Origin of the sequence: Klebsiella sp. ME-303 (assembly GCF_007910085.1) — a bacterium.
Taxonomy (GTDB): Bacteria; Pseudomonadota; Gammaproteobacteria; order Enterobacterales; family Enterobacteriaceae; genus Klebsiella; species Klebsiella michiganensis.
Genome location: NZ_VOJB01000103.1, coordinates 1 through 18026 on the forward strand (window position 1 = coordinate 1; position 18026 = coordinate 18026).

At 55.9% G+C, this 18026-nt stretch carries 20 protein-coding genes; 13 read left to right on the top strand and 7 right to left on the bottom strand.

Annotated elements, in window-relative coordinates; genetic code table 11:
* The first annotated feature begins 24 nt into the window (after positions 1-24).
* The 4 genes from FQK12_RS25180 to rlmB all read left to right on the top strand — a co-directional run bounded on the left by FQK12_RS25180 (position 25) and on the right by rlmB (position 5204).
* A complete protein-coding gene (locus FQK12_RS25180) occupies positions 25-1323 on the top strand; it encodes an adenylosuccinate synthase (protein ID WP_004097979.1) in 1299 nt (432 codons plus the stop codon).
* A gap of 149 nt (positions 1324-1472) precedes the next feature.
* On the top strand, positions 1473-1898 hold the full coding sequence (nsrR, locus tag FQK12_RS25185; RefSeq protein ID WP_004097980.1) for a nitric oxide-sensing transcriptional repressor NsrR: 426 nt from the start codon (positions 1473-1475) through the stop codon (positions 1896-1898).
* Between the two features lie 37 nt (positions 1899-1935).
* Entirely contained in the window at positions 1936-4386 is a 2451-nt protein-coding gene (gene rnr, locus FQK12_RS25190; protein ID WP_004097981.1) for a ribonuclease R, read from the top strand.
* 86 nt (positions 4387-4472) lie between these two features.
* Positions 4473-5204 carry a 23S rRNA (guanosine(2251)-2'-O)-methyltransferase RlmB gene (gene rlmB / locus FQK12_RS25195; RefSeq protein ID WP_004109129.1) on the top strand — a complete coding sequence of 244 codons (732 nt, stop codon included), beginning with the start codon at positions 4473-4475 and terminating at the stop codon, positions 5202-5204.
* A gap of 45 nt (positions 5205-5249) precedes the next feature.
* On the opposite strand, the gene FQK12_RS25200 is transcribed toward rlmB, so the two are convergent.
* Positions 5250-5603: a hypothetical protein gene (locus FQK12_RS25200; protein WP_014227624.1), complete on the bottom strand. Its 354-nt coding sequence runs from the start codon at positions 5601-5603 to the stop codon at positions 5250-5252.
* 105 nt (positions 5604-5708) lie between these two features.
* Between FQK12_RS25200 and FQK12_RS25205 the strand changes: the two genes are divergently transcribed.
* Positions 5709-7346 (top strand): isovaleryl-CoA dehydrogenase, encoded by a 1638-nt coding sequence (locus FQK12_RS25205; RefSeq protein WP_014227625.1) that lies wholly within the window; start codon positions 5709-5711, stop codon positions 7344-7346.
* On the opposite strand, the gene yjfN is transcribed toward FQK12_RS25205, so the two are convergent.
* On the bottom strand, positions 7337-7612 hold the full coding sequence (yjfN, locus tag FQK12_RS25210) for a DUF1471 family protease activator YjfN (protein ID WP_014227626.1): 276 nt from the start codon (positions 7610-7612) through the stop codon (positions 7337-7339). The two genes, FQK12_RS25205 and yjfN, sit on opposite strands and share 10 nt — an antisense overlap.
* Positions 7613-7749: 137 nt before the next feature.
* Positions 7750-8058 carry a biofilm peroxide resistance protein BsmA gene (bsmA, locus tag FQK12_RS25215; protein ID WP_004097988.1) on the bottom strand — a complete coding sequence of 103 codons (309 nt, stop codon included), beginning with the start codon at positions 8056-8058 and terminating at the stop codon, positions 7750-7752.
* A gap of 197 nt (positions 8059-8255) precedes the next feature.
* Here bsmA and yjfP point away from each other — a divergent pair, with 197 nt between their 5' ends.
* The gene (yjfP, locus tag FQK12_RS25220) at positions 8256-8972 is read left to right on the top strand and encodes an esterase (RefSeq protein WP_004097989.1); all 717 of its coding nucleotides are present in this window, start codon (positions 8256-8258) and stop codon (positions 8970-8972) included.
* Here yjfP and ulaR read toward each other — a convergent pair.
* Positions 8969-9724, bottom strand: coding sequence for an HTH-type transcriptional regulator UlaR (gene ulaR / locus FQK12_RS25225; protein WP_004097990.1), 756 nt, complete (start codon positions 9722-9724; stop codon positions 8969-8971). The genes yjfP and ulaR overlap by 4 nt on opposite strands.
* Before the next feature lie 106 nt (positions 9725-9830).
* Positions 9831-10895 (bottom strand): L-ascorbate 6-phosphate lactonase, encoded by a 1065-nt coding sequence (gene ulaG / locus FQK12_RS25230; RefSeq protein WP_014227627.1) that lies wholly within the window; start codon positions 10893-10895, stop codon positions 9831-9833.
* A gap of 364 nt (positions 10896-11259) precedes the next feature.
* Here ulaG and ulaA point away from each other — a divergent pair, with 364 nt between their 5' ends.
* Genes ulaA through FQK12_RS25260 form a run of 6 tightly spaced genes read left to right on the top strand, consistent with a single transcriptional unit; the run spans position 11260 to position 15669 of the window.
* A complete protein-coding gene (ulaA, locus tag FQK12_RS25235; protein WP_004097992.1) occupies positions 11260-12660 on the top strand; it encodes a PTS ascorbate transporter subunit IIC in 1401 nt (466 codons plus the stop codon).
* Positions 12661-12672: 12 nt separating this feature from the next.
* Positions 12673-12978, top strand: coding sequence for a PTS ascorbate transporter subunit IIB (gene ulaB, locus FQK12_RS25240; RefSeq protein WP_004109091.1), 306 nt, complete (start codon positions 12673-12675; stop codon positions 12976-12978).
* 9 nt (positions 12979-12987) lie between these two features.
* Positions 12988-13455 (top strand): PTS ascorbate transporter subunit IIA, encoded by a 468-nt coding sequence (ulaC, locus tag FQK12_RS25245; protein WP_004097995.1) that lies wholly within the window; start codon positions 12988-12990, stop codon positions 13453-13455.
* A 13-nt stretch (positions 13456-13468) separates the two neighbouring features.
* Positions 13469-14119, top strand: coding sequence for a 3-keto-L-gulonate-6-phosphate decarboxylase UlaD (locus FQK12_RS25250; RefSeq protein WP_009652369.1), 651 nt, complete (start codon positions 13469-13471; stop codon positions 14117-14119).
* A 9-nt stretch (positions 14120-14128) separates the two neighbouring features.
* Positions 14129-14983 (top strand): L-ribulose-5-phosphate 3-epimerase, encoded by an 855-nt coding sequence (locus tag FQK12_RS25255; protein WP_014227628.1) that lies wholly within the window; start codon positions 14129-14131, stop codon positions 14981-14983.
* On the top strand, positions 14983-15669 hold the full coding sequence (locus FQK12_RS25260) for an L-ribulose-5-phosphate 4-epimerase (RefSeq protein WP_004097998.1): 687 nt from the start codon (positions 14983-14985) through the stop codon (positions 15667-15669). The genes FQK12_RS25255 and FQK12_RS25260 overlap by 1 nt, the downstream gene beginning before the upstream one ends.
* A 62-nt stretch (positions 15670-15731) precedes the next feature.
* Here the strand turns inward: FQK12_RS25260 and FQK12_RS25265 are convergent, their stop codons facing one another.
* Positions 15732-16925: an MFS transporter gene (locus FQK12_RS25265; protein WP_014227629.1), complete on the bottom strand. Its 1194-nt coding sequence runs from the start codon at positions 16923-16925 to the stop codon at positions 15732-15734.
* Between the two features lie 180 nt (positions 16926-17105).
* Positions 17106-17381, bottom strand: a complete 276-nt coding sequence (locus tag FQK12_RS25270; protein ID WP_004098000.1) for a DUF1471 domain-containing protein — start codon at positions 17379-17381, stop codon at positions 17106-17108.
* 336 nt (positions 17382-17717) lie between these two features.
* Between FQK12_RS25270 and rpsF the strand changes: the two genes are divergently transcribed.
* Positions 17718-18026 (top strand): 30S ribosomal protein S6 (gene rpsF, locus FQK12_RS27375; RefSeq protein ID WP_186711218.1); only part of this gene is annotated, 309 nt, incomplete at its 3' end.

Here is an 18026-nt window from a genome sequence, read left to right on the forward strand (position 1 = left end):
TTAAGCAAACGGTGATTTTGAAAAATGGGTAACAACGTCGTCGTACTGGGCACCCAATGGGGTGACGAAGGTAAAGGGAAGATCGTCGATCTCCTGACTGAACGGGCTAAATATGTTGTGCGCTATCAGGGCGGTCACAACGCCGGCCATACTCTCGTAATCAACGGTGAAAAAACCGTCCTCCATCTCATTCCATCAGGTATTCTTCGCGAGAATGTCACCAGCATCATCGGTAACGGTGTCGTGCTTTCTCCGGCTGCGCTGATGAAAGAGATGAAAGGTCTGGAAGACCGTGGTATCCCTGTCCGCGAGCGTCTGCTGCTTTCTGAAGCGTGCCCGCTTATCCTCGAATATCACGTTGCGCTGGATGTTGCGCGTGAAAAAGCGCGCGGCGCGAAAGCTATCGGTACGACCGGTCGCGGTATCGGCCCGGCTTACGAAGATAAAGTGGCTCGCCGCGGTCTGCGCGTTGGCGATCTGTTTGATAAAGCCACCTTCGCTGAGAAACTGAAAGAAGTGATGGAATATCACAACTTCCAGCTGGTGAATTTCTACAAAGCTGAAGCGGTTGACTACCAGAAAGTTCTCGATGACGTCATGGCGATTGCCGACATCCTGACCGCGATGGTTGTTGACGTTTCCGATCTGCTTGACCAGGCGCGCAAGCGTGGCGATTTCGTCATGTTTGAAGGCGCACAGGGTACGCTGCTCGATATCGATCACGGTACCTATCCGTACGTAACCTCTTCCAACACCACCGCAGGTGGCGTGGCGACCGGCTCCGGTCTGGGTCCGCGTTATGTAGACTACGTTCTGGGTATTATCAAAGCCTACTCCACTCGCGTAGGTGCGGGTCCGTTCCCGACTGAGCTGTTTGATGAAACCGGCGAGTTCCTGTGCAAGCAGGGTAACGAGTTTGGCGCTACCACCGGCCGTCGTCGTCGTACCGGCTGGCTGGATGCCGTAGCGGTGCGCCGCGCGGTGCAGATTAACTCCCTGTCCGGTTTCTGCCTGACTAAGCTGGACGTCCTGGACGGCCTGAAAGAAGTTAAAATCTGCGTAGCCTACCGGATGCCGGATGGCCGCGAAGTGACGACCACTCCGCTGGCTGCTGACAACTGGGAAGGCATCGAGCCGATTTACGAAACCATGCCGGGCTGGTCTGAAACCACCTTTGGCGTGAAAGAGCGCAGCGGTCTGCCGCAGGCAGCGCTGAACTACATCGCACGCATTGAAGAGCTGACCGGCGTACCGGTTGATATTATCTCTACCGGTCCTGACCGTACCGAGACGATGATTTTGCGCGATCCGTTCGACGCATAACGATCTCCAGGGGCGCCGTTAAGGCGCCTCTTGTTTTTGCTGTTCGCCCGCCCCATTTAAATAAATTAGCGGCCTGAGCGCTGGCTGGTTTATCATCAATAGTAATTGTCTACCGACGCACTCTGTTTTTCTTTTCCCTGAGGTTGATTGTGCAGTTAACGAGTTTCACTGATTACGGATTACGCGCGCTGATTTATATGGCGTCGCTACCGGATGGAAGAATGACCAGCATCTCCGAAGTGACGGAGGTTTACGGCGTTTCCCGTAATCATATGGTTAAAATAATCAATCAGCTAAGTCGCGTGGGGTACGTGACGGCGGTACGGGGAAAAAACGGGGGAATTCGTCTGGGGAAACCGGCAAATATGATTCGCGTGGGTGATGTTGTTCGCGATCTGGAGCCGCTCTCGTTGGTCAACTGCAGCAGCGAATTTTGCCATATTACGCCCGCCTGTCGTCTGAAACAGGCGCTTGCTGAAGCCGCGCAAAGTTTTCTCAAGGAACTGGATAACTACACGCTGGCCGATTTGGTTGAAAAGAATCAACCGCTTTATAAATTATTGCTGGTGGAGTGACGTAAACTTCACTGGAGATGACAACGGAGGAACCGACATGTCACAAGATCCTTTCCTGGACCGCGAATCTGAAAAATACGCTAATCCAATCCCGAGCCGGGAATTTATCCTCGATCATTTAGCAAAACGCGAAAAACCGGCTAGCCGAGATGAGCTGGCAATAGAGCTGAATATTGAAGGCGAAGAACAACAAGAAGCATTGCGCCGCAGACTGCGCGCAATGGAACGCGATGGTCAGCTGGTCTTTACGCGTCGTCAGTGCTATGCGCTGCCGGAACGTCTTGACCTGCTGAAAGGGACCGTTATCGGTCATCGCGATGGTTATGGCTTCCTGCGCGTTGAAGGCCGTAAAGATGACCTGTATCTGTCGTCCGAGCAGATGAAAACCTGTATTCACGGCGATCAGGTGCTGGCGCAGCCGCTGGGCGCCGACCGTAAAGGCCGTCGCGAAGCGCGTATTGTCCGCGTACTGGTGCCAAAAACGGGCCAGATTGTGGGCCGCTACTTTACCGATGCGGGCGTTGGCTTCGTGGTGCCGGATGACAGCCGCCTGAGCTTCGATATCCTGATCCCCCCGGAACAGATCATGGGCGCGCGGATGGGGTTTGTGGTGGTGGTTGAGCTGACCCAGCGCCCAACCCGCCGCACCAAAGCGGTCGGCAAGATCGTTGAGGTCCTCGGCGACAATATGGGTACCGGCATGGCGGTCGATATGGCCCTGCGCACCCATGAAATTCCCTACGTCTGGCCGCCAGCGGTCGAAAAACAGGTCGCCGGCCTGAAAGAACAGGTACCGGAAGAGGCGAAACAAGGGCGCGTTGATTTACGCAGCCTGCCGCTGGTCACCATTGATGGCGAAGACGCCCGTGACTTTGATGATGCCGTGTACTGCGAGAAGAAACGCGGCGGTGGCTGGCGTCTGTGGGTGGCGATCGCCGATGTGAGCTACTACGTGCGCCCGGGTACGCCGCTGGATGGCGAAGCGCGCAGCCGCGGCACGTCGGTCTACTTCCCGTCTCAGGTGGTTCCGATGCTGCCTGAAGTGCTCTCTAACGGCCTGTGTTCACTGAATCCTCAGGTCGACAGGCTCTGTATGGTTTGTGAAATGACGATTTCGGCCAAGGGGCGTCTGACCGGCTTCAAATTCTACGAAGCGGTGATGAGCTCCCATGCCCGTCTGACCTATACCAAAGTCTGGCATATGCTGCAGGGCGACCAGGATCTGCGTGAGCAGTACGCGCCGCTGGTTAAGCATATTGAAGAGCTGCATAACCTCTACAAAGTGCTGGACGGCGCGCGTGAAGAGCGCGGCGGTATCTCATTTGAGAGTGAAGAAGCTAAATTCATCTTTAATGCTGAACGCCGCATTGAACGTATTGAGCAGACTCAGCGTAACGACGCGCACAAGCTGATTGAAGAGTGCATGATCCTGGCGAACATCTCCGCTGCGCGCTTCGTTGAGAAGGCCGAGGAACCGGCGCTGTTCCGTATCCATGACAAACCGAGTACGGAAGCGATTACCGCATTCCGTTCGGTGCTCGCGGAGCTGGGGCTTGAGCTGCCTGGCGGCAACAAGCCGGAGCCGCGCGACTATGCGGAATTACTGACCTCTATCGCCGATCGTCCGGATGCAGAGATGCTGCAAACTATGCTGCTGCGGTCGATGAAACAGGCGATATACGACCCGGAAAACCGCGGTCACTTTGGTCTGGCGCTGCAATCCTATGCTCACTTCACCTCGCCGATTCGCCGCTATCCTGACCTTTCGCTGCATCGCGCGATCAAGTATTTACTGGCGAAAGAGCAGGGACATAAAGGCAATAGCACCGAGACCGGCGGCTGGCACTACAGCATGGACGAGATGCTGCAGCTGGGGGCGCACTGTTCGATGACCGAGCGTCGTGCTGATGAAGCGACGCGCGATGTTTCGGACTGGCTGAAGTGTGATTTCATGCTGGATCAGGTGGGTAACGTCTTTAAGGGCGTGATTGCCAGCGTGACCGGCTTTGGTTTCTTCGTCCGTCTGGATGAGCTGTTTATTGATGGTCTGGTGCACGTCTCTTCCCTCGATAACGACTACTACCGCTTCGATCAGGTCGGACAGCGTCTGATTGGTGAATCCGGCGGCCAGACCTATCGACTGGGCGATCGCGTGGAAGTGCGCGTTGAAGCGGTCAACATGGACGAGCGTAAAATTGACTTCTCGCTTATCTCCAGCGAGCGCGCGCCGCGCAACGTCGGTAAGACCGAGCGTGAAAAAGCGAAGAAGGGCGGCGCAGGTAAATCTTCCGGACGACGCCGTCAGGCGGGCAAGCAGGTAAACTTCGAGCCGGATAGCGCATTCCGCAAACAGAAAGGTCAGTCTCAGCCGAAAGCCGCTCAGCCAAAAGGCGAGAAGAAAGCGAAGAAGCCGTCGGAGAAAACCCAGAAGATAGCCGCAGCGACCAAAGCCAAGCGCGCGGCGAAGAAAAAGAATATCGCTGAGTAGTGCGATTCCCTTTCCCCCCGCACCTCCCGACATCGTGGCGGGGCGGGGGGAAGGGAACGGATAACAGAACCTAAACGAGTAGATAAATGAGTGAAATGATTTACGGCATCCACGCGGTGCAGGCACTGCTGGAGCGCGCTCCTGAACGTTTTCAGGAAGTCTTTATTCTGAAAGGCCGTGAGGATAAGCGCCTTATGCCGCTGATCCATGCCCTGGAAGCGCAGGGCGTGGTGATTCAGGTCGCCAGCCGCCAGTTTCTGGATGAGAAAAGCGAAGGCGCCGTTCATCAGGGAATTATTGCCCGCGTGAAGCCCGGACGTCAGTATCAGGAGAACGATCTGCCGGATCTGATCGCCTCTCTCGATCAGCCGTTCTTTTTGATCCTTGACGGCGTGACCGATCCGCACAACCTCGGCGCCTGTTTACGTAGTGCTGACGCCGCTGGCGTGCATGCGGTGATTGTCCCCAAAGATCGTTCTGCGCAGCTGAATGCCACGGCGAAAAAAGTGGCCTGCGGCGCGGCGGAAAACGTCCCGCTGATCCGCGTCACCAACCTGGCGCGTACCATGCGTCTGCTGCAGGAAGAGAACGTCTGGATCGTCGGTACCGCCGGTGAGGCCGATCATACGCTGTTCCAGAGCAAAATGACCGGATCGCTGGCGCTGGTCATGGGGGCGGAAGGCGAAGGCATGCGCCGCCTGACCCGGGAGCACTGCGACGAGTTGATCAGCATCCCGATGGCCGGTAGCGTGTCGTCGCTGAACGTATCGGTAGCCACCGGTATTTGCCTGTTTGAAGCGGTACGCCAGCGCAGCTAATCTCTTCTTTCCAAATAAGCCATTCTCTGGAATGGCTTATCTTCTTCAGTTCTGACCACCTTCTCGCTCTATCCGACGGGCAATGTCGAGACCTCTTTCAACATAGTTCAGGACCTGGCTCAAGGGTAATTCCTCTCCCGGTTCATCTCCCGTTTGCTCGAGGAATTTAAGCTGCGCGCCTCGATTCTTTAATACTTTGATGAGATTAAGAAAACTTCCAATAGGATTCTGCTCTTCCAGAATGTCATCGCAGATTTTGTTTTCATCAAATGAGGTGACGTAACCGGAAGCGTTCAGGTTCTGTTTGATAGCGCTCATCGCGAGATGAGGAAGATGGTGGTGGATAAGCGGAATATAGTTCGGCGCATTTTGCCGATCTTCAATAATTAAATGAATCATGAAATTCCCTTTCTGATTGTGAGAGAACTTTATAACAGAGTTCTCTGACGGAAAGTGCGCCGTTGTCCATACTTATGGATAGAGCCATTGAAGGAGGGAAACATAATGCACTGGCAAACTCATACCGTATTTAATCAACCCTCGCCGCTATGTAACAGTAACTTATTCCTGTCCGATACCGCCCTGCGTGAAGCCGTCATCCGCGAAGGCGCGGGCTGGGATGGCGATCTGCTGGCGAGCATTGGCCAACAGCTGGGGACGGCCGAATCGCTGGAACTGGGGCGCCTGGCCAACAGCAATCCGCCGGAACTGCTGCGCTATGACGCAACGGGATCGCGTCTTGACGATGTTCGTTTCCATCCCGCCTGGCATTTACTGATGCAGGGGCTGTGCGCTAACCGGGTACATAATCTTGCCTGGCAGGAAGAGGCTCGCGAAGGTGCCTTCGTTGCCCGCGCTGCCCGCTTTATGCTGCATGCGCAGGTCGAGGCGGGCACCCTGTGCCCCACTACCATGACCTTTGCCGCTATTCCATTGCTGCAGCGCTCCTTACCCGAGACTTTTAGCGACTGGCTATCGCCGCTATTAAGCGATCGCTACGATCCGCACCTTGTGCCGGGTAATCAGAAACGCGGGCTGCTTATCGGGATGGGGATGACGGAAAAGCAGGGCGGGTCCGATGTCCTGAGCAACACGATGCGAGCGGAGAAAAGCGCAGAAGGCTTTTATCATCTGATCGGTCATAAATGGTTTTTCTCGGTACCGCAGAGCGATGCTCATCTGGTGCTGGCTCAGGCGCCGGCGGGCCTCTCCTGCTTTTTTGTTCCGCGCCTGTTGCCGGATGGACAGCGTAACGGCGTACATCTGGAAAGGCTGAAAGATAAATTAGGTAACCGCGCGAACGCCAGCAGCGAAGTCGAGTTTTTCAATGCCTGCGGCTGGCTGGTCGGGGAAGAGGGCGATGGCGTCCGGCAAATTCTCAAAATGGGCGGCCTGACCCGTTTTGACTGCGCGCTGGGTAGCCATGCGCTGATGCGCCGGGCCTATTCGGTAGCGCTATACCATGCTCTGCAGCGTCAGGCATTTGGTAAAAATCTGGTCGATCAGCCGATAATGCGTCAGGTTCTGGGGCAGATGGCGCTGCGGCTGGAAGGACAAACCGCCTTTCTGTTCCGCCTGGCGAGGGCCTGGGACAGGCGCGACGATGTGCAGGAAGCGCTATGGGCAAGGCTGTTCACGCCCGCCGCGAAATTTGCTGTCTGCAAATCCGGGATCGCGTTCGTCGCCGAGGCGATGGAGGTACTGGGTGGCTCAGGCTATTGTGAAGAGAGTGAATTACCGCGTTTGTACCGTGAAATGCCGGTAAACAGCATCTGGGAAGGTTCCGGTAATATTATGTGTCTGGACGTGATGCGGGTTCTGATGAAGCAGCCGGCGGCGCTCGAACTTCTGGCGGCGGAGTGCGCGGAAGTGAAAGGGCAAAATCGTCATTTCGATCGGACGTGGCGGCAGCTGCAGCAGTGGCTACGGCGGCCGCTGGAAGAGCAGGGGCGGGAGATTACCCGGCTGGTCTATATGCTGGGCGTTGGGGCGCAGCTATTACGCTTCGCGTCACCGCCGCTGGCCGAGGCCTGGTGCCGTATGATGCTCGACGCGCGCGGCGGCATGCGCCTGGATGAGCAGACGCTGGATGACTTACTGTTACGGGCAACGGGGCGTGGACGACAGGCGCCTCAGGCATAAAGAATGGCCTGTACCCGCCAGTTATCCGGCTGCTGCTCCTCGTACATCTGGACGATGCGATACCAGGAGGCGCCCTGCTCATCGGCCTGCACGGCGATAGCGTGTTCAACATCCTGCTGGCTGCCCGAGATGTTGTTAACGCAAATCAGGCCAATTTCGTTCAGGCCCGTTACGCAGTCAGCGCTGGCAAACTCCGCTGACTGCGCGGAAGTATTGGCCGTGACGGTGGTCAACATCAGGCTGGGTAGGGTAAAAGTTCGTTTCATCGTCAGCTCCATTTCACATAGTCCTGAGGGCAGTCCGTTGCTAACGTTCTGCCTGGTTACAGCTGGCCGAACGTTATTATGCACAGAAGAACGTGAATGGATGCAAAGCAGTGTAAAGCTGGCTTAAAGGTTGACCGCTATTTACGGTACAAAATTGCCTGCGAATACCACTGGCCCGGAACCATGGTGTCATCAATCATTATGATGACGTAGTAATCCGCTTTAGCCGCCTCAGCTTTGACCTTTAGCGCAGCCTCGACATCCATCGGTGAGCCGTACATTAATACGCTCACCGTCCCCATCTTCTGCAGACCCGCCGTCTGATTACGCTGGATCTCTTGTGGATGGTCGGTTGCCGGCGGCGGCGCCTTTGGCGTCCCCTGTAGGGCGCTACAGCCGGTTAAAGCGATTGCCATTAACCACGGTGCAAACCTACGCATAACCATATCTCGTTTCCTGTTAGTCATAGTGTAGTGGTAGCCTGAATGTCATTTCCGGGGAATGTTCCCAAATTGTTATCCCGTACGCGATTTTCGAATGAAAATATCGTGAAAGCGTAATCTGGTTCTCAAGATTATGAATCATGTGCGAACGAGCGACTTGAGTAATAACATAACATCACTTGAGAGAAAGGAGACGGTAAATGATCGCACTAGAAATGCGTAACCTTGCGGGTGGGGAGGTTCTCCATGCGTACCCGCAGGGCGCCGCGGATACGGCGCTGCCTTGCATTGTCTTTTATCATGGTTTTACCTCTTCTAAGCTGGTCTACAGCTATTTTGCCGTTGCGCTTGCAGAGGCGGGGTTTCGGGTGATTATGCCTGATGCAGCGGAACACGGCGCGCGCTACCGGGGAGACGAACAGGGGCGGATGCAGCGCTTCTGGCCGATTCTGATGAACAATTTTATTGAATTTCCGGCACTACAGGAGGCGATTCGGGATCGGGGATGGCTTGCTGACGACAGGCTGGCGGTGGCAGGCGCATCGATGGGCGGAATGACGGCATTAGGGATTATGACCCACCACCCGGAGCTGAAAAGCGTAGCCTGCCTGATGGGGTCAGGCTATTTCAGTTCGCTCTCGCAGGCGCTTTTCCCTTCGCCTTCGTTCGATGCAGAACAGCTGGTGGCGTGGGACGTCAGCCAGCAGCTGGCGACCCTGGCCAGCCGTCCGCTGCTGCTCTGGCACGGCGATGAAGATGATGTCGTGCCGCCGGGGGAAACCTTCCGCCTGCAGCAGGCGCTGCAGCAAAACGCGCTGGCCGACAATTTAACCTGCCTCTGGCAGAAAGGCGTCCGCCACCGCATTACGCCGGAAGCGTTAGCCGCGACGGTGGACTTTTTTCAACGTCACCTTTAAACGCGAATCACCTGTACGCCCTGATCTTCAAGCTGCTTGAGGATCGCCTCATCCGCCTGTTTACCGGTAATCACCAGGTCGATTTGCCCGGCCTGGCTAAAGAGCATTCCGGCGCGTTCGCCGACTTTGCTGCTGTCGACCAGGACCGCGAGTTTGCCGACGACGTTAAGCATTTTTTGCTCCGCCATCGCCGTCAGCATATCGGTTTTATACAGCCCTTCGGCGGTCAATCCTTTGCCGCTGGTGAACATCCAGTGCCCGGCATACAGGCTGTTTTCGCTGCCCTGCGGGCTCAGGGTGATAGAGTGGCTGCGGTTATACTGCCCGCCCATAATGATGACGCTGTCGTGTTCCTGATCGATCAGATAGTTGGCCAGCGGCAAATAGTTGGTGATGATCTGTACCGGTTTGCCGCACAGCTCCTGCCCAAGCAGGAATGCGGTAGAGCCGCAGTTAATGACGATGCTTTCGCCAGGGTTGACCAGCTGCGAAGCCGCACGCGCAATCCGTACCTTCTCATCGTGGTTTTGCGCCTGGTGAATATTCATTGGCGACCAGCGCGGGCGCTGCTCGCTGATGGCTTCCGCGCCGTTGCGGACTTTTTTCAGCCTGCCGCTTTCGTCGAGTTTGTTGATATCGCGTCGTGCCGTCGCCGGAGAAATTCCCAGCCGGGAAATCACCTGCTCCACGGTGACAAATCCCGTTTGTGCCAGCAAATCCAGTAAAATTTGATGTCTTTGCGCTTCCGTCATGAGCAAATCCGATTAAAAGTGATAAGCAAAGATGATATTTGAAATCAGGTGAAAATACTAATGCTGACGGGGATAATTTCCGGCGGGCGGTCCCGCCGGAGAAGCCTTACAGGAACGACTTAAAGGGCAGGTCCGGTTCCATCGTGAAGCAATCGTCGAATCCGCGCGGATAATGGTATTCGAAGTTGTCTTTATCCAGCGGCCAGGTGAATTTTCCGCCCACCTGCCAGATGAAAGGCTTAAAGCCATACTGCAGACGATCTTTTTTCATCTCCCACAAAACGCGGATTTCCTGCGGATCGGCCTGGAAGTTTGACCAGATATCGTGATGGAACGGGATTACCACTTTAGCATTCAGCGACTCGGCCATGCGCAGGATATCGGCGCTGGTCATTTTGTCGGTGATACCGCGCGGGTTCTCGCCATAGGAGCCCAGCGCCACGTCGATCTGGTGTTCGTTACCGTGCTTCGCGTAGTAGTTGGAGTAGTGGGAATCGCCGCTGTGATACAGGTTGCCGCCTGGCGTTTTGAACAAATAGTTCACCGCGCGCTGATCCATTCCGTCCGGCAGGACGCCTGCGGCTTTTTGATCCGCGGGTAAGGTGATCAGGGCCGTACGGTCAAAAGCGTCAAGCGCGTGGATTTCAACATCCTTTATTTTAACCACATCCCCTGGTTTCATCACGATACAGCGCTCTTTTGGAACGCCCCAGCCTATCCACAGGTCGACGCAGGTTTGCGGGCCGATGAACGGCACGTCCTCGGCGCAGTTCTGCATGACCGCGGCGGCCACGTTCACATCAATATGATCGTTATGATCGTGGGTGGACAGTACGGCGTCGATCTGGCGAATAGCGAACGGATCGAGAACAAACGGAGTGGTGCGCAGGTTTGGCTGGAGTTTCTTCACGCCGGCCATACGCTGCATCTGGTGGCCCGTTTTCATCAGCGGGTTCCCGTGGCTTTGCTTGCCGGTACCGCACCAGAAATCGACGCAGATATTGGCTCCGCCCTCGGATTTCAGCCAGATGCCCGTACAACCCAACCACCACATGGCAAAGGTGCCCGGCGCAACCTGCTCTTGTTCAATTTCTTCGTTCAGCCAGCTACCCCACTCCGGAAAAGTGTTCAGGATCCATGATTCGCGGGTGATGGTTTGTACTTTACTCATTTTTTTTTTCCTCACATATTATCAAAAGTAATCACAATGTGATTTGTTTTGACGAATACTGGCACCGTTTGTTCAGGATTGCAATCCTGAAATTTGCCCTTCATGAGGGGGATCGTGGAGGGTAAAAAGAGGGGGAGGCTGACGTTATGACATGAGTTAGGTTTTATTTCATTGATTTAAATATACTATTTCACAGTTTGTAGAAATGAGAATTAATACGATGGCGGATTGTGTGATTATTTGCGGCGTGCGTCACATTTAATCAAATATAATCTTGTTGTGATTATTTTTGATTATTAGAGTGATCGCAACAACCAGCCTGGGCGTAGCGTGCGTTCAGAGCGTCCACCTTCTGGAGTGTGTTATGGAGATTCTCTACCACATCTTTACCGTGTTCTTTAACCAGGTTATGACCAACGCCCCGCTGCTGCTGGGTATTGTGACCTGCCTGGGCTATATCCTGCTGCGCAAAAGCGCCAGCGTTATTGTTAAAGGGACGATTAAAACCATTATCGGTTTTATGCTGCTGCAGGCCGGCTCCGGCATTCTGACCAGCACGTTTAAGCCGGTCGTGGCGAAAATGTCTGAGGTTTACGGCATTAACGGCGCTATCTCCGATACCTACGCGTCAATGATGGCCACGATCGAACGCATGGGCGACGCCTACAGCTGGGTGGGCTATGCCGTACTGTTAGCCCTGGCGCTGAATATCTGTTATGTCCTGCTGCGGCGTATTACCGGTATTCGCACCATCATGCTGACCGGGCACATCATGTTCCAGCAGGCGGGGCTGATTGCCGTCTCTTTTTACATCTTCGGCTACCCGATGTGGACGACCATCATCTGTACGGCGGTACTGGTGTCGCTCTATTGGGGCATTACCTCGAACATGATGTATAAGCCGACTCAGGAAGTGACCGACGGCTGCGGCTTCTCCATCGGACACCAGCAGCAGTTCGCTTCATGGATTGCTTACAAGGTCGCCCCGTATCTGGGCAAAAAAGAGGAGAGCGTTGAGGATCTTAAGCTGCCGGGCTGGCTGAACATCTTTCACGACAACATCGTCTCCACGGCCATCGTGATGACCATTTTCTTCGGCGCGATTCTGCTCTCCTTCGGCATCGACACCGTACAGGCGATGGCGGGTAACACCCACTGGACGGTCTATATCCTGCAAACGGGCTTCTCGTTCGCCGTCGCTATTTTCATTATCACCCAGGGCGTGCGCATGTTCGTCGCCGAACTTTCCGAGGCGTTCAACGGTATCTCCCAGCGCCTGATTCCCGGCGCCGTACTGGCCATTGACTGTGCGGCGATCTATAGCTTTGCGCCAAACGCCGTCGTCTGGGGCTTTATGTGGGGCACCATCGGTCAGCTGATCGCCGTCGGTATTCTGGTCGGCTTCGGCTCTTCCATTCTGATTATTCCGGGCTTTATCCCGATGTTTTTCTCGAACGCCACCATCGGCGTCTTTGCTAACCACTTTGGCGGCTGGCGCGCGGCGCTCAAGATTTGTCTGGTGATGGGCATGATCGAAATCTTTGGCTGCGTCTGGGCGGTGAAGCTGACCGGCATGAGCGCCTGGATGGGCATGGCGGACTGGTCAATTCTGGCGCCGCCGATGATGCAGGGCTTCGCCTCCATCGGTATCGCGTTTATGGCCGTCATTATCATTATCGCACTGGCTTATATGTTCTTCGCAGGGCGCACGCTGCGCGCTGAAGAGGACGCGGAAAAACAACTGGCAGATGCTTCTGCTCAATAAGGAGTTTTGACTATGACCGTACGTATTCTGGCTGTATGTGGCAACGGGCAAGGCAGTTCCATGATCATGAAGATGAAGGTGGACCAGTTTTTGACCCAGTCAAATATCGATCACACGGTAAACAGCTGCGCGGTGGGGGAATACAAAAGTGAACTCAACGGCGCGGACATCATCATCGCCTCCACCCATATCGCCGGTGAGATTAGCGTCTCCGGCAACAAATACGTGGTTGGCGTGCGCAACATGCTCTCGCCTGCGGATTTTGGCCCAAAACTGCTGGAGGTGATCAAAGCGCACTTCCCGCAGGATGTGAAGTAAGGACGCCAAATGAAATTACGTGATTCGCTGGTGGAGAACAACTCCATCCTTTTACAGGCCGACGCCAGCACCTGGCAGGAAGCCGTCAAGCTGAGCGTGGATTTACTGGTGAAGGCGGATGTCGTGGAGCCGCGCTACTACCAGGCCATTCTGGATGGCGTTGCTCAGCACGGCCCTTATTTTGTGATTGCTCCCGGTCTGGCGATGCCGCACGGTCGGCCGGAAGAGGGGGTGAAGAAAACGGGCTTTGCGCTGGTTACGCTGAAAACGCCGCTGGTTTTCAATCATGAGGATAACGACCCGGTCGACATCCTGATCACCATGGCGGCCGTGGATGCCAATACCCATCAGGAAGTCGGCATCATGCAGATCGTCAACCTGTTTGAAGATGAAGCCAATTTTGACCGTTTACGCGCCTGCCGCTCCGCGCAGGAAGTTCTGGAATTAATTGATAACGCTACGGCAGCGGCCGTTTAAAAGGAACACCAAAATGTCATTACCTATGTTGCAGGTTGCGCTCGATAACCAATCTATGTCTTCCGCGTATGAAACGACGCGCCTGATTGCCGATGAAGTGGACATTATTGAAGTCGGTACCATTCTCTGCGTGGCTGAGGGCGTACGCGCCGTTCGCGACCTGAAGGCGCTCTATCCCAACAAAATCGTGCTGGCGGACGCCAAAATCGCCGATGCCGGTAAAATTCTCTCCCGCATGTGCTTTGAAGCCAACGCTGACTGGGTCACCGTGATCTGCTGCGCGGACATCAACACCACCAAAGGCGCGCTGGACGTGGCGAAAGAGTTCAACGGCGACGTCCAGATCGAACTGACCGGCTACTGGACCTGGGAGCAGGCGCAGGAGTGGCGTGAAGCGGGAGTTCAGCAGGTGGTTTATCACCGCAGCCGCGATGCCCAGGCCGCCGGCGTAGCGTGGGGCGAGGCGGATATCAGCGCGATCAAACGCCTGTCCGGGATGGGCTTTAAAGTCACCGTCACCGGCGGCCTGGCGCTGGAGGATTTGCCGCTGTTCCAGGGGATTCCGATCCACGTCTTTATCGCCGGTCGCAGCATTCGTGACGCCGCTTCCCCGGTGGAAGCCGCGCGGCAGTTTAAACGTTCGATCGCCCAGCTGTGGGGCTAAGGAGCGGCTATGCTGTCGAAACCTATTCCGCTCGGCATCTATGAAAAAGCGCTCCCCGCCGGGGAGTGCTGGCTGGAACGTCTGCGGCTGGCTAAGGCGCTCGGTTTTGATTTCGTCGAAATGTCGGTCGATGAAACTGACGACCGCCTGGCCCGGCTCGACTGGAGCCGGGAGCAGCGCTTCGCGCTGGTTAACGCGATTGCGGAAACCGGGGTGCGCGTGCCCTCAATGTGCCTGAGCGCCCATCGGCGCTTCCCGCTCGGTAGCGAAGACGACGCGGTACGGGCGCAGGGCCTGGAGATTATGCGCAAAGCGATTCGGCTGGCGCAGGATGTGGGGATTCGCGTAATCCAGCTGGCGGGCTACGACGTCTACTACCAGGAAGCCAATAACGAGACGCGCCGTCGTTTCCGCGATGGGCTAAAAGAGAGCGTTGAAATGGCCAGCCGCGCGCAGGTAACGCTGGCGATGGAAATTATGGACTACCCGCTGATGAACTCGATCAGCAAGGCGCTGGGCTACGCCCACTACCTGAATAATCCGTGGTTCCAGCTCTATCCGGACATCGGCAACCTTTCCGCCTGGGATAATGACGTACAGATGGAGCTTCAGGCCGGGATGGGGCATATCGTGGCGGTGCACATAAAAGACACGAAACCCGGCGTATTTAAAAACGTGCCGTTCGGCGAAGGCGTCGTCGATTTTGAACGTTGTTTCGAAACGCTCAAGCAGACGGGCTACTGCGGCCCGTATCTAATTGAAATGTGGAGCGAAACGACCGACGATCCGGCCGCCGAGGTCGCGAAAGCGCGCGATTGGGTGAAGGCGCGGATGGCCAGCGCCGGTCTGCTGGAGGTGGCATAATGCAAACGCTGAAACGGCAGGTTTTCGACGCCAATATGGATTTACCGCGCTACGGCCTGGTCACTTTTACCTGGGGTAACGTCAGCGCTATCGACCGCGAACGCGGGCTGGTGGCGATTAAGCCCAGCGGCGTCGCCTACGAGACCATGAAAGCGGACGATATGGTGGTCGTGGATCTCGAGGGGAACGTGGTGGAAGGACGCTATCGTCCTTCTTCCGATACCGCCACGCATCTGGCGCTGTATCGCCGCTATCCGAGCCTTGGCGGCGTGGTGCATACCCACTCGACGCACGCGACGGCCTGGGCGCAGGCGGGTCTGGCCATTCCCGCGCTGGGGACGACCCACGCGGACTACTTCTTTGGCGACATTCCCTGCACCCGGGCGTTAAGCGCGCAGGAAGTGGCGGAGGCTTATGAGCTGAACACGGGCCACGTGATTATCGAAACGCTGGGTGACGTTGAGCCGCTGCATACGCCGGGCATCGTGGTCTATCAGCATGGGCCTTTTGCCTGGGGCAAGGATGCACACGATGCGGTGCATAACGCGGTGGTGATGGAAGAAGTGGCGCGGATGGCGTGGATTGCTCGCGCGATCAACCCGCAGCTGAAGCCCATCGATAGCTGGCTGATGGACAAACATTTTATGCGCAAGCACGGGCCAGATGCCTATTACGGGCAAAAGTGAAACAGGTGCTCCGGAGCATTTCATCTTTATGATGAATCAACCGGTCTGCTCCGGAGCCATTTTTAGTTTTGCTGATAAGCCGACGGCATGCAGCGCATACCAACCAGCGTCACAACGCAGATTATCGCGCCGGCGTAAAACGTCGAGGCGGCGCCCAGAACTTCCCACAGCACGCCCGCACCTGCGCTGGCCAGCAGCAGGGCGATGCCGCTCATTAGGTTGAACATCCCGAACGCTGTTCCGCGCAGTTCAGGCGGGGCGGTGTGCGCCACCATCGCCGCCAGCAGACCCTGCGTCATGCCCATATGAATACCCCACAGCGCGACGCCGGCTAAAAGCGTGCTCCAGTGGCTGCTGAGCGCCAGCACGATATCGGCGGCGATCAGCACCAGCAGGCCCCACTGCAGCATTTTGCTGTGGCTCATGCTGTCCGATAGTTTCCCGAATGGATAGGCGGTCAGGCTGTAAACCAGATTCATGGCGACCATCACCAGCGGAATAGCGAACAGCGGGATCGCCATCTGCTGGGCGCGCAGGACCAGAAAGGCTTCACTGAAGCGGGCGAGGGTAAAAATCGAGCCGATAGCCACCACCCACCAGTAGGCGGCGGAAAGCTTCTTGAGATTCTCGCGGCGCAGGGGGTTAGTGCGTTTCTGGACGACCGCCGTCCTGGGCTCTTTTAATCCAAAGCCCAGTAAAGCGATAGAGAGAATGGCGGGGATCGCCGCGACCCAAAAAATAGACTGGAAATCGTTATCCCAGAGAAACATCAGCGCGACGGCAAGCAGCGGCCCCAGAAAAGCGCCGATGGTATCCAGCGACTGGCGCAGCCCGTAGGCGGCTCCGCGAATTTCCGGCGGTGTGACGTCGGCGACCAGCGCATCCCGCGGCGCGCCGCGTATCCCTTTGCCCACGCGGTCGATCATCCGGGCGCTAAACACTACGCCTGAGGTGGGCGCGATGGCGAAAAGAGGCTTGCTCAGCGCACCCAGGCCATAGCCGAGCAGCGCCAGCCCTTTACGTTTGCCGACATAATCGCTGATGACGCCGGAAAACACCTTCAGTATCAGCGCGGTGGCTTCCGCGACGCCTTCGATAATGCCGATAACAATGACGCTGGCTCCCAGCGTGGTGGCCATAAATAGAGGGAGCAGGCTGTGGATCATTTCCGAGGAAACATCCATCAGCAGGCTAACGCCGCCAAGAACCCAAACCCCTTTTGGGATACGGCTTAGCGTGGCAAAACGCGGAACCATGAAGCACTCCGGATAATCATGCGGTTAAAGAGTGATTAAATCAGGTTACGCTGGCGCTGATAAGTCACGAGAAAAAATAATTCTCAATTGCATTAAGGCGCGATTGTGCGGGTATGACCGCCGGGCAATGCCATCGTTGGCTTCCCCCTGCAACGGGAAGAAGCCAACGATCCGGGAAAACTAGCGGTAAATGGCGGCACTGGCGTGAATGGCGCCGTCGCTTCCCGGTTCATGAATGAGGATCGGCTGGAAGTACTTCGCTCCCTGAGCATCGCTCTGCTGGCTAAGCGCCTGGTCGGCTTCCTGCTCGGTGGCGATGTTGTGGTTGATATAGATAACGCCGAGGCTCTGCACATCGTCCATGTTGCGGGCCTGGCGGGCATCGATTTTAATAGCAGCCAGCGCGTTGGCGCTCAACAAAAGCGCTGCCATCATGGTTATGAGGATGTATTTCATCACCTACCTCCTTATGACGCTCCTGACGTTCACCCGCTTCCCTGGGGTATGGATTGCTTCTGATCTAAGTGTAATCTCTGCCTGTCTGGCGTATCGCGACCATTTCTGATGCAGTTGTTCAAAAAATTGTCGCTTCCGTCGTTGATTAATTTTAAATCACTGGCTTAAGGCCACTTCGCGCTTAGTGCGAATTATTTGCACAATTTACTTGTCTTAAACCCCGCTCGCCCGTATTATGACGCGTCAATTTTTCAGCCGCCCTTTAACACGTTCCTTGCCTCCATGGGCCGCGGCTGACCCAGACAGGAGGCTGAATAATCCGTAAGGAGCAATTCGATGCGTCATTACGAAATCGTTTTTATGGTCCATCCTGACCAGAGCGAACAGGTTCCGGGCATGATCGAACGTTACACTGGTGCAATCACTGCAGCAGAAGGTACGATCCACCGTCTGGAAGACTGGGGCCGCCGTCAGCTGGCTTATCCGATCAACAAACTGCACAAAGCTCACTACGTTCTGCTGAACGTTGAAGCGCCGCAGGAAGCGATCGATGAGCTGGAAACTAACTTCCGCTTCAACGACGCCGTTATCCGCAGCATGGTAATGCGTACTAAGCACGCTGTTACCGAAGCATCTCCGATGGTT

Coding starts and splice junctions, on each gene's coding strand:
- FQK12_RS25200 (WP_014227624.1), bottom strand. CDS start 5,603: ATGATTCATTTAATTATTGAAGATCGGCAAAATGCGCCGAACTATATT.
- yjfP (WP_004097989.1), top strand. CDS start 8,256: ATGATCGCACTAGAAATGCGTAACCTTGCGGGTGGGGAGGTTCTCCAT.
- ulaC (WP_004097995.1), top strand. CDS start 12,988: ATGAAATTACGTGATTCGCTGGTGGAGAACAACTCCATCCTTTTACAG.
- rnr (WP_004097981.1), top strand. CDS start 1,936: ATGTCACAAGATCCTTTCCTGGACCGCGAATCTGAAAAATACGCTAAT.
- ulaG (WP_014227627.1), bottom strand. CDS start 10,895: ATGAGTAAAGTACAAACCATCACCCGCGAATCATGGATCCTGAACACT.
- bsmA (WP_004097988.1), bottom strand. CDS start 8,058: ATGGTTATGCGTAGGTTTGCACCGTGGTTAATGGCAATCGCTTTAACC.
- FQK12_RS25265 (WP_014227629.1), bottom strand. CDS start 16,925: ATGGTTCCGCGTTTTGCCACGCTAAGCCGTATCCCAAAAGGGGTTTGG.
- ulaA (WP_004097992.1), top strand. CDS start 11,260: ATGGAGATTCTCTACCACATCTTTACCGTGTTCTTTAACCAGGTTATG.
- FQK12_RS25180 (WP_004097979.1), top strand. CDS start 25: ATGGGTAACAACGTCGTCGTACTGGGCACCCAATGGGGTGACGAAGGT.
- FQK12_RS25260 (WP_004097998.1), top strand. CDS start 14,983: ATGCAAACGCTGAAACGGCAGGTTTTCGACGCCAATATGGATTTACCG.
- ulaB (WP_004109091.1), top strand. CDS start 12,673: ATGACCGTACGTATTCTGGCTGTATGTGGCAACGGGCAAGGCAGTTCC.
- FQK12_RS25250 (WP_009652369.1), top strand. CDS start 13,469: ATGTCATTACCTATGTTGCAGGTTGCGCTCGATAACCAATCTATGTCT.
- FQK12_RS25205 (WP_014227625.1), top strand. CDS start 5,709: ATGCACTGGCAAACTCATACCGTATTTAATCAACCCTCGCCGCTATGT.
- yjfN (WP_014227626.1), bottom strand. CDS start 7,612: ATGAAACGAACTTTTACCCTACCCAGCCTGATGTTGACCACCGTCACG.
- ulaR (WP_004097990.1), bottom strand. CDS start 9,724: ATGACGGAAGCGCAAAGACATCAAATTTTACTGGATTTGCTGGCACAA.
- FQK12_RS25255 (WP_014227628.1), top strand. CDS start 14,129: ATGCTGTCGAAACCTATTCCGCTCGGCATCTATGAAAAAGCGCTCCCC.
- rlmB (WP_004109129.1), top strand. CDS start 4,473: ATGAGTGAAATGATTTACGGCATCCACGCGGTGCAGGCACTGCTGGAG.
- FQK12_RS25270 (WP_004098000.1), bottom strand. CDS start 17,381: ATGAAATACATCCTCATAACCATGATGGCAGCGCTTTTGTTGAGCGCC.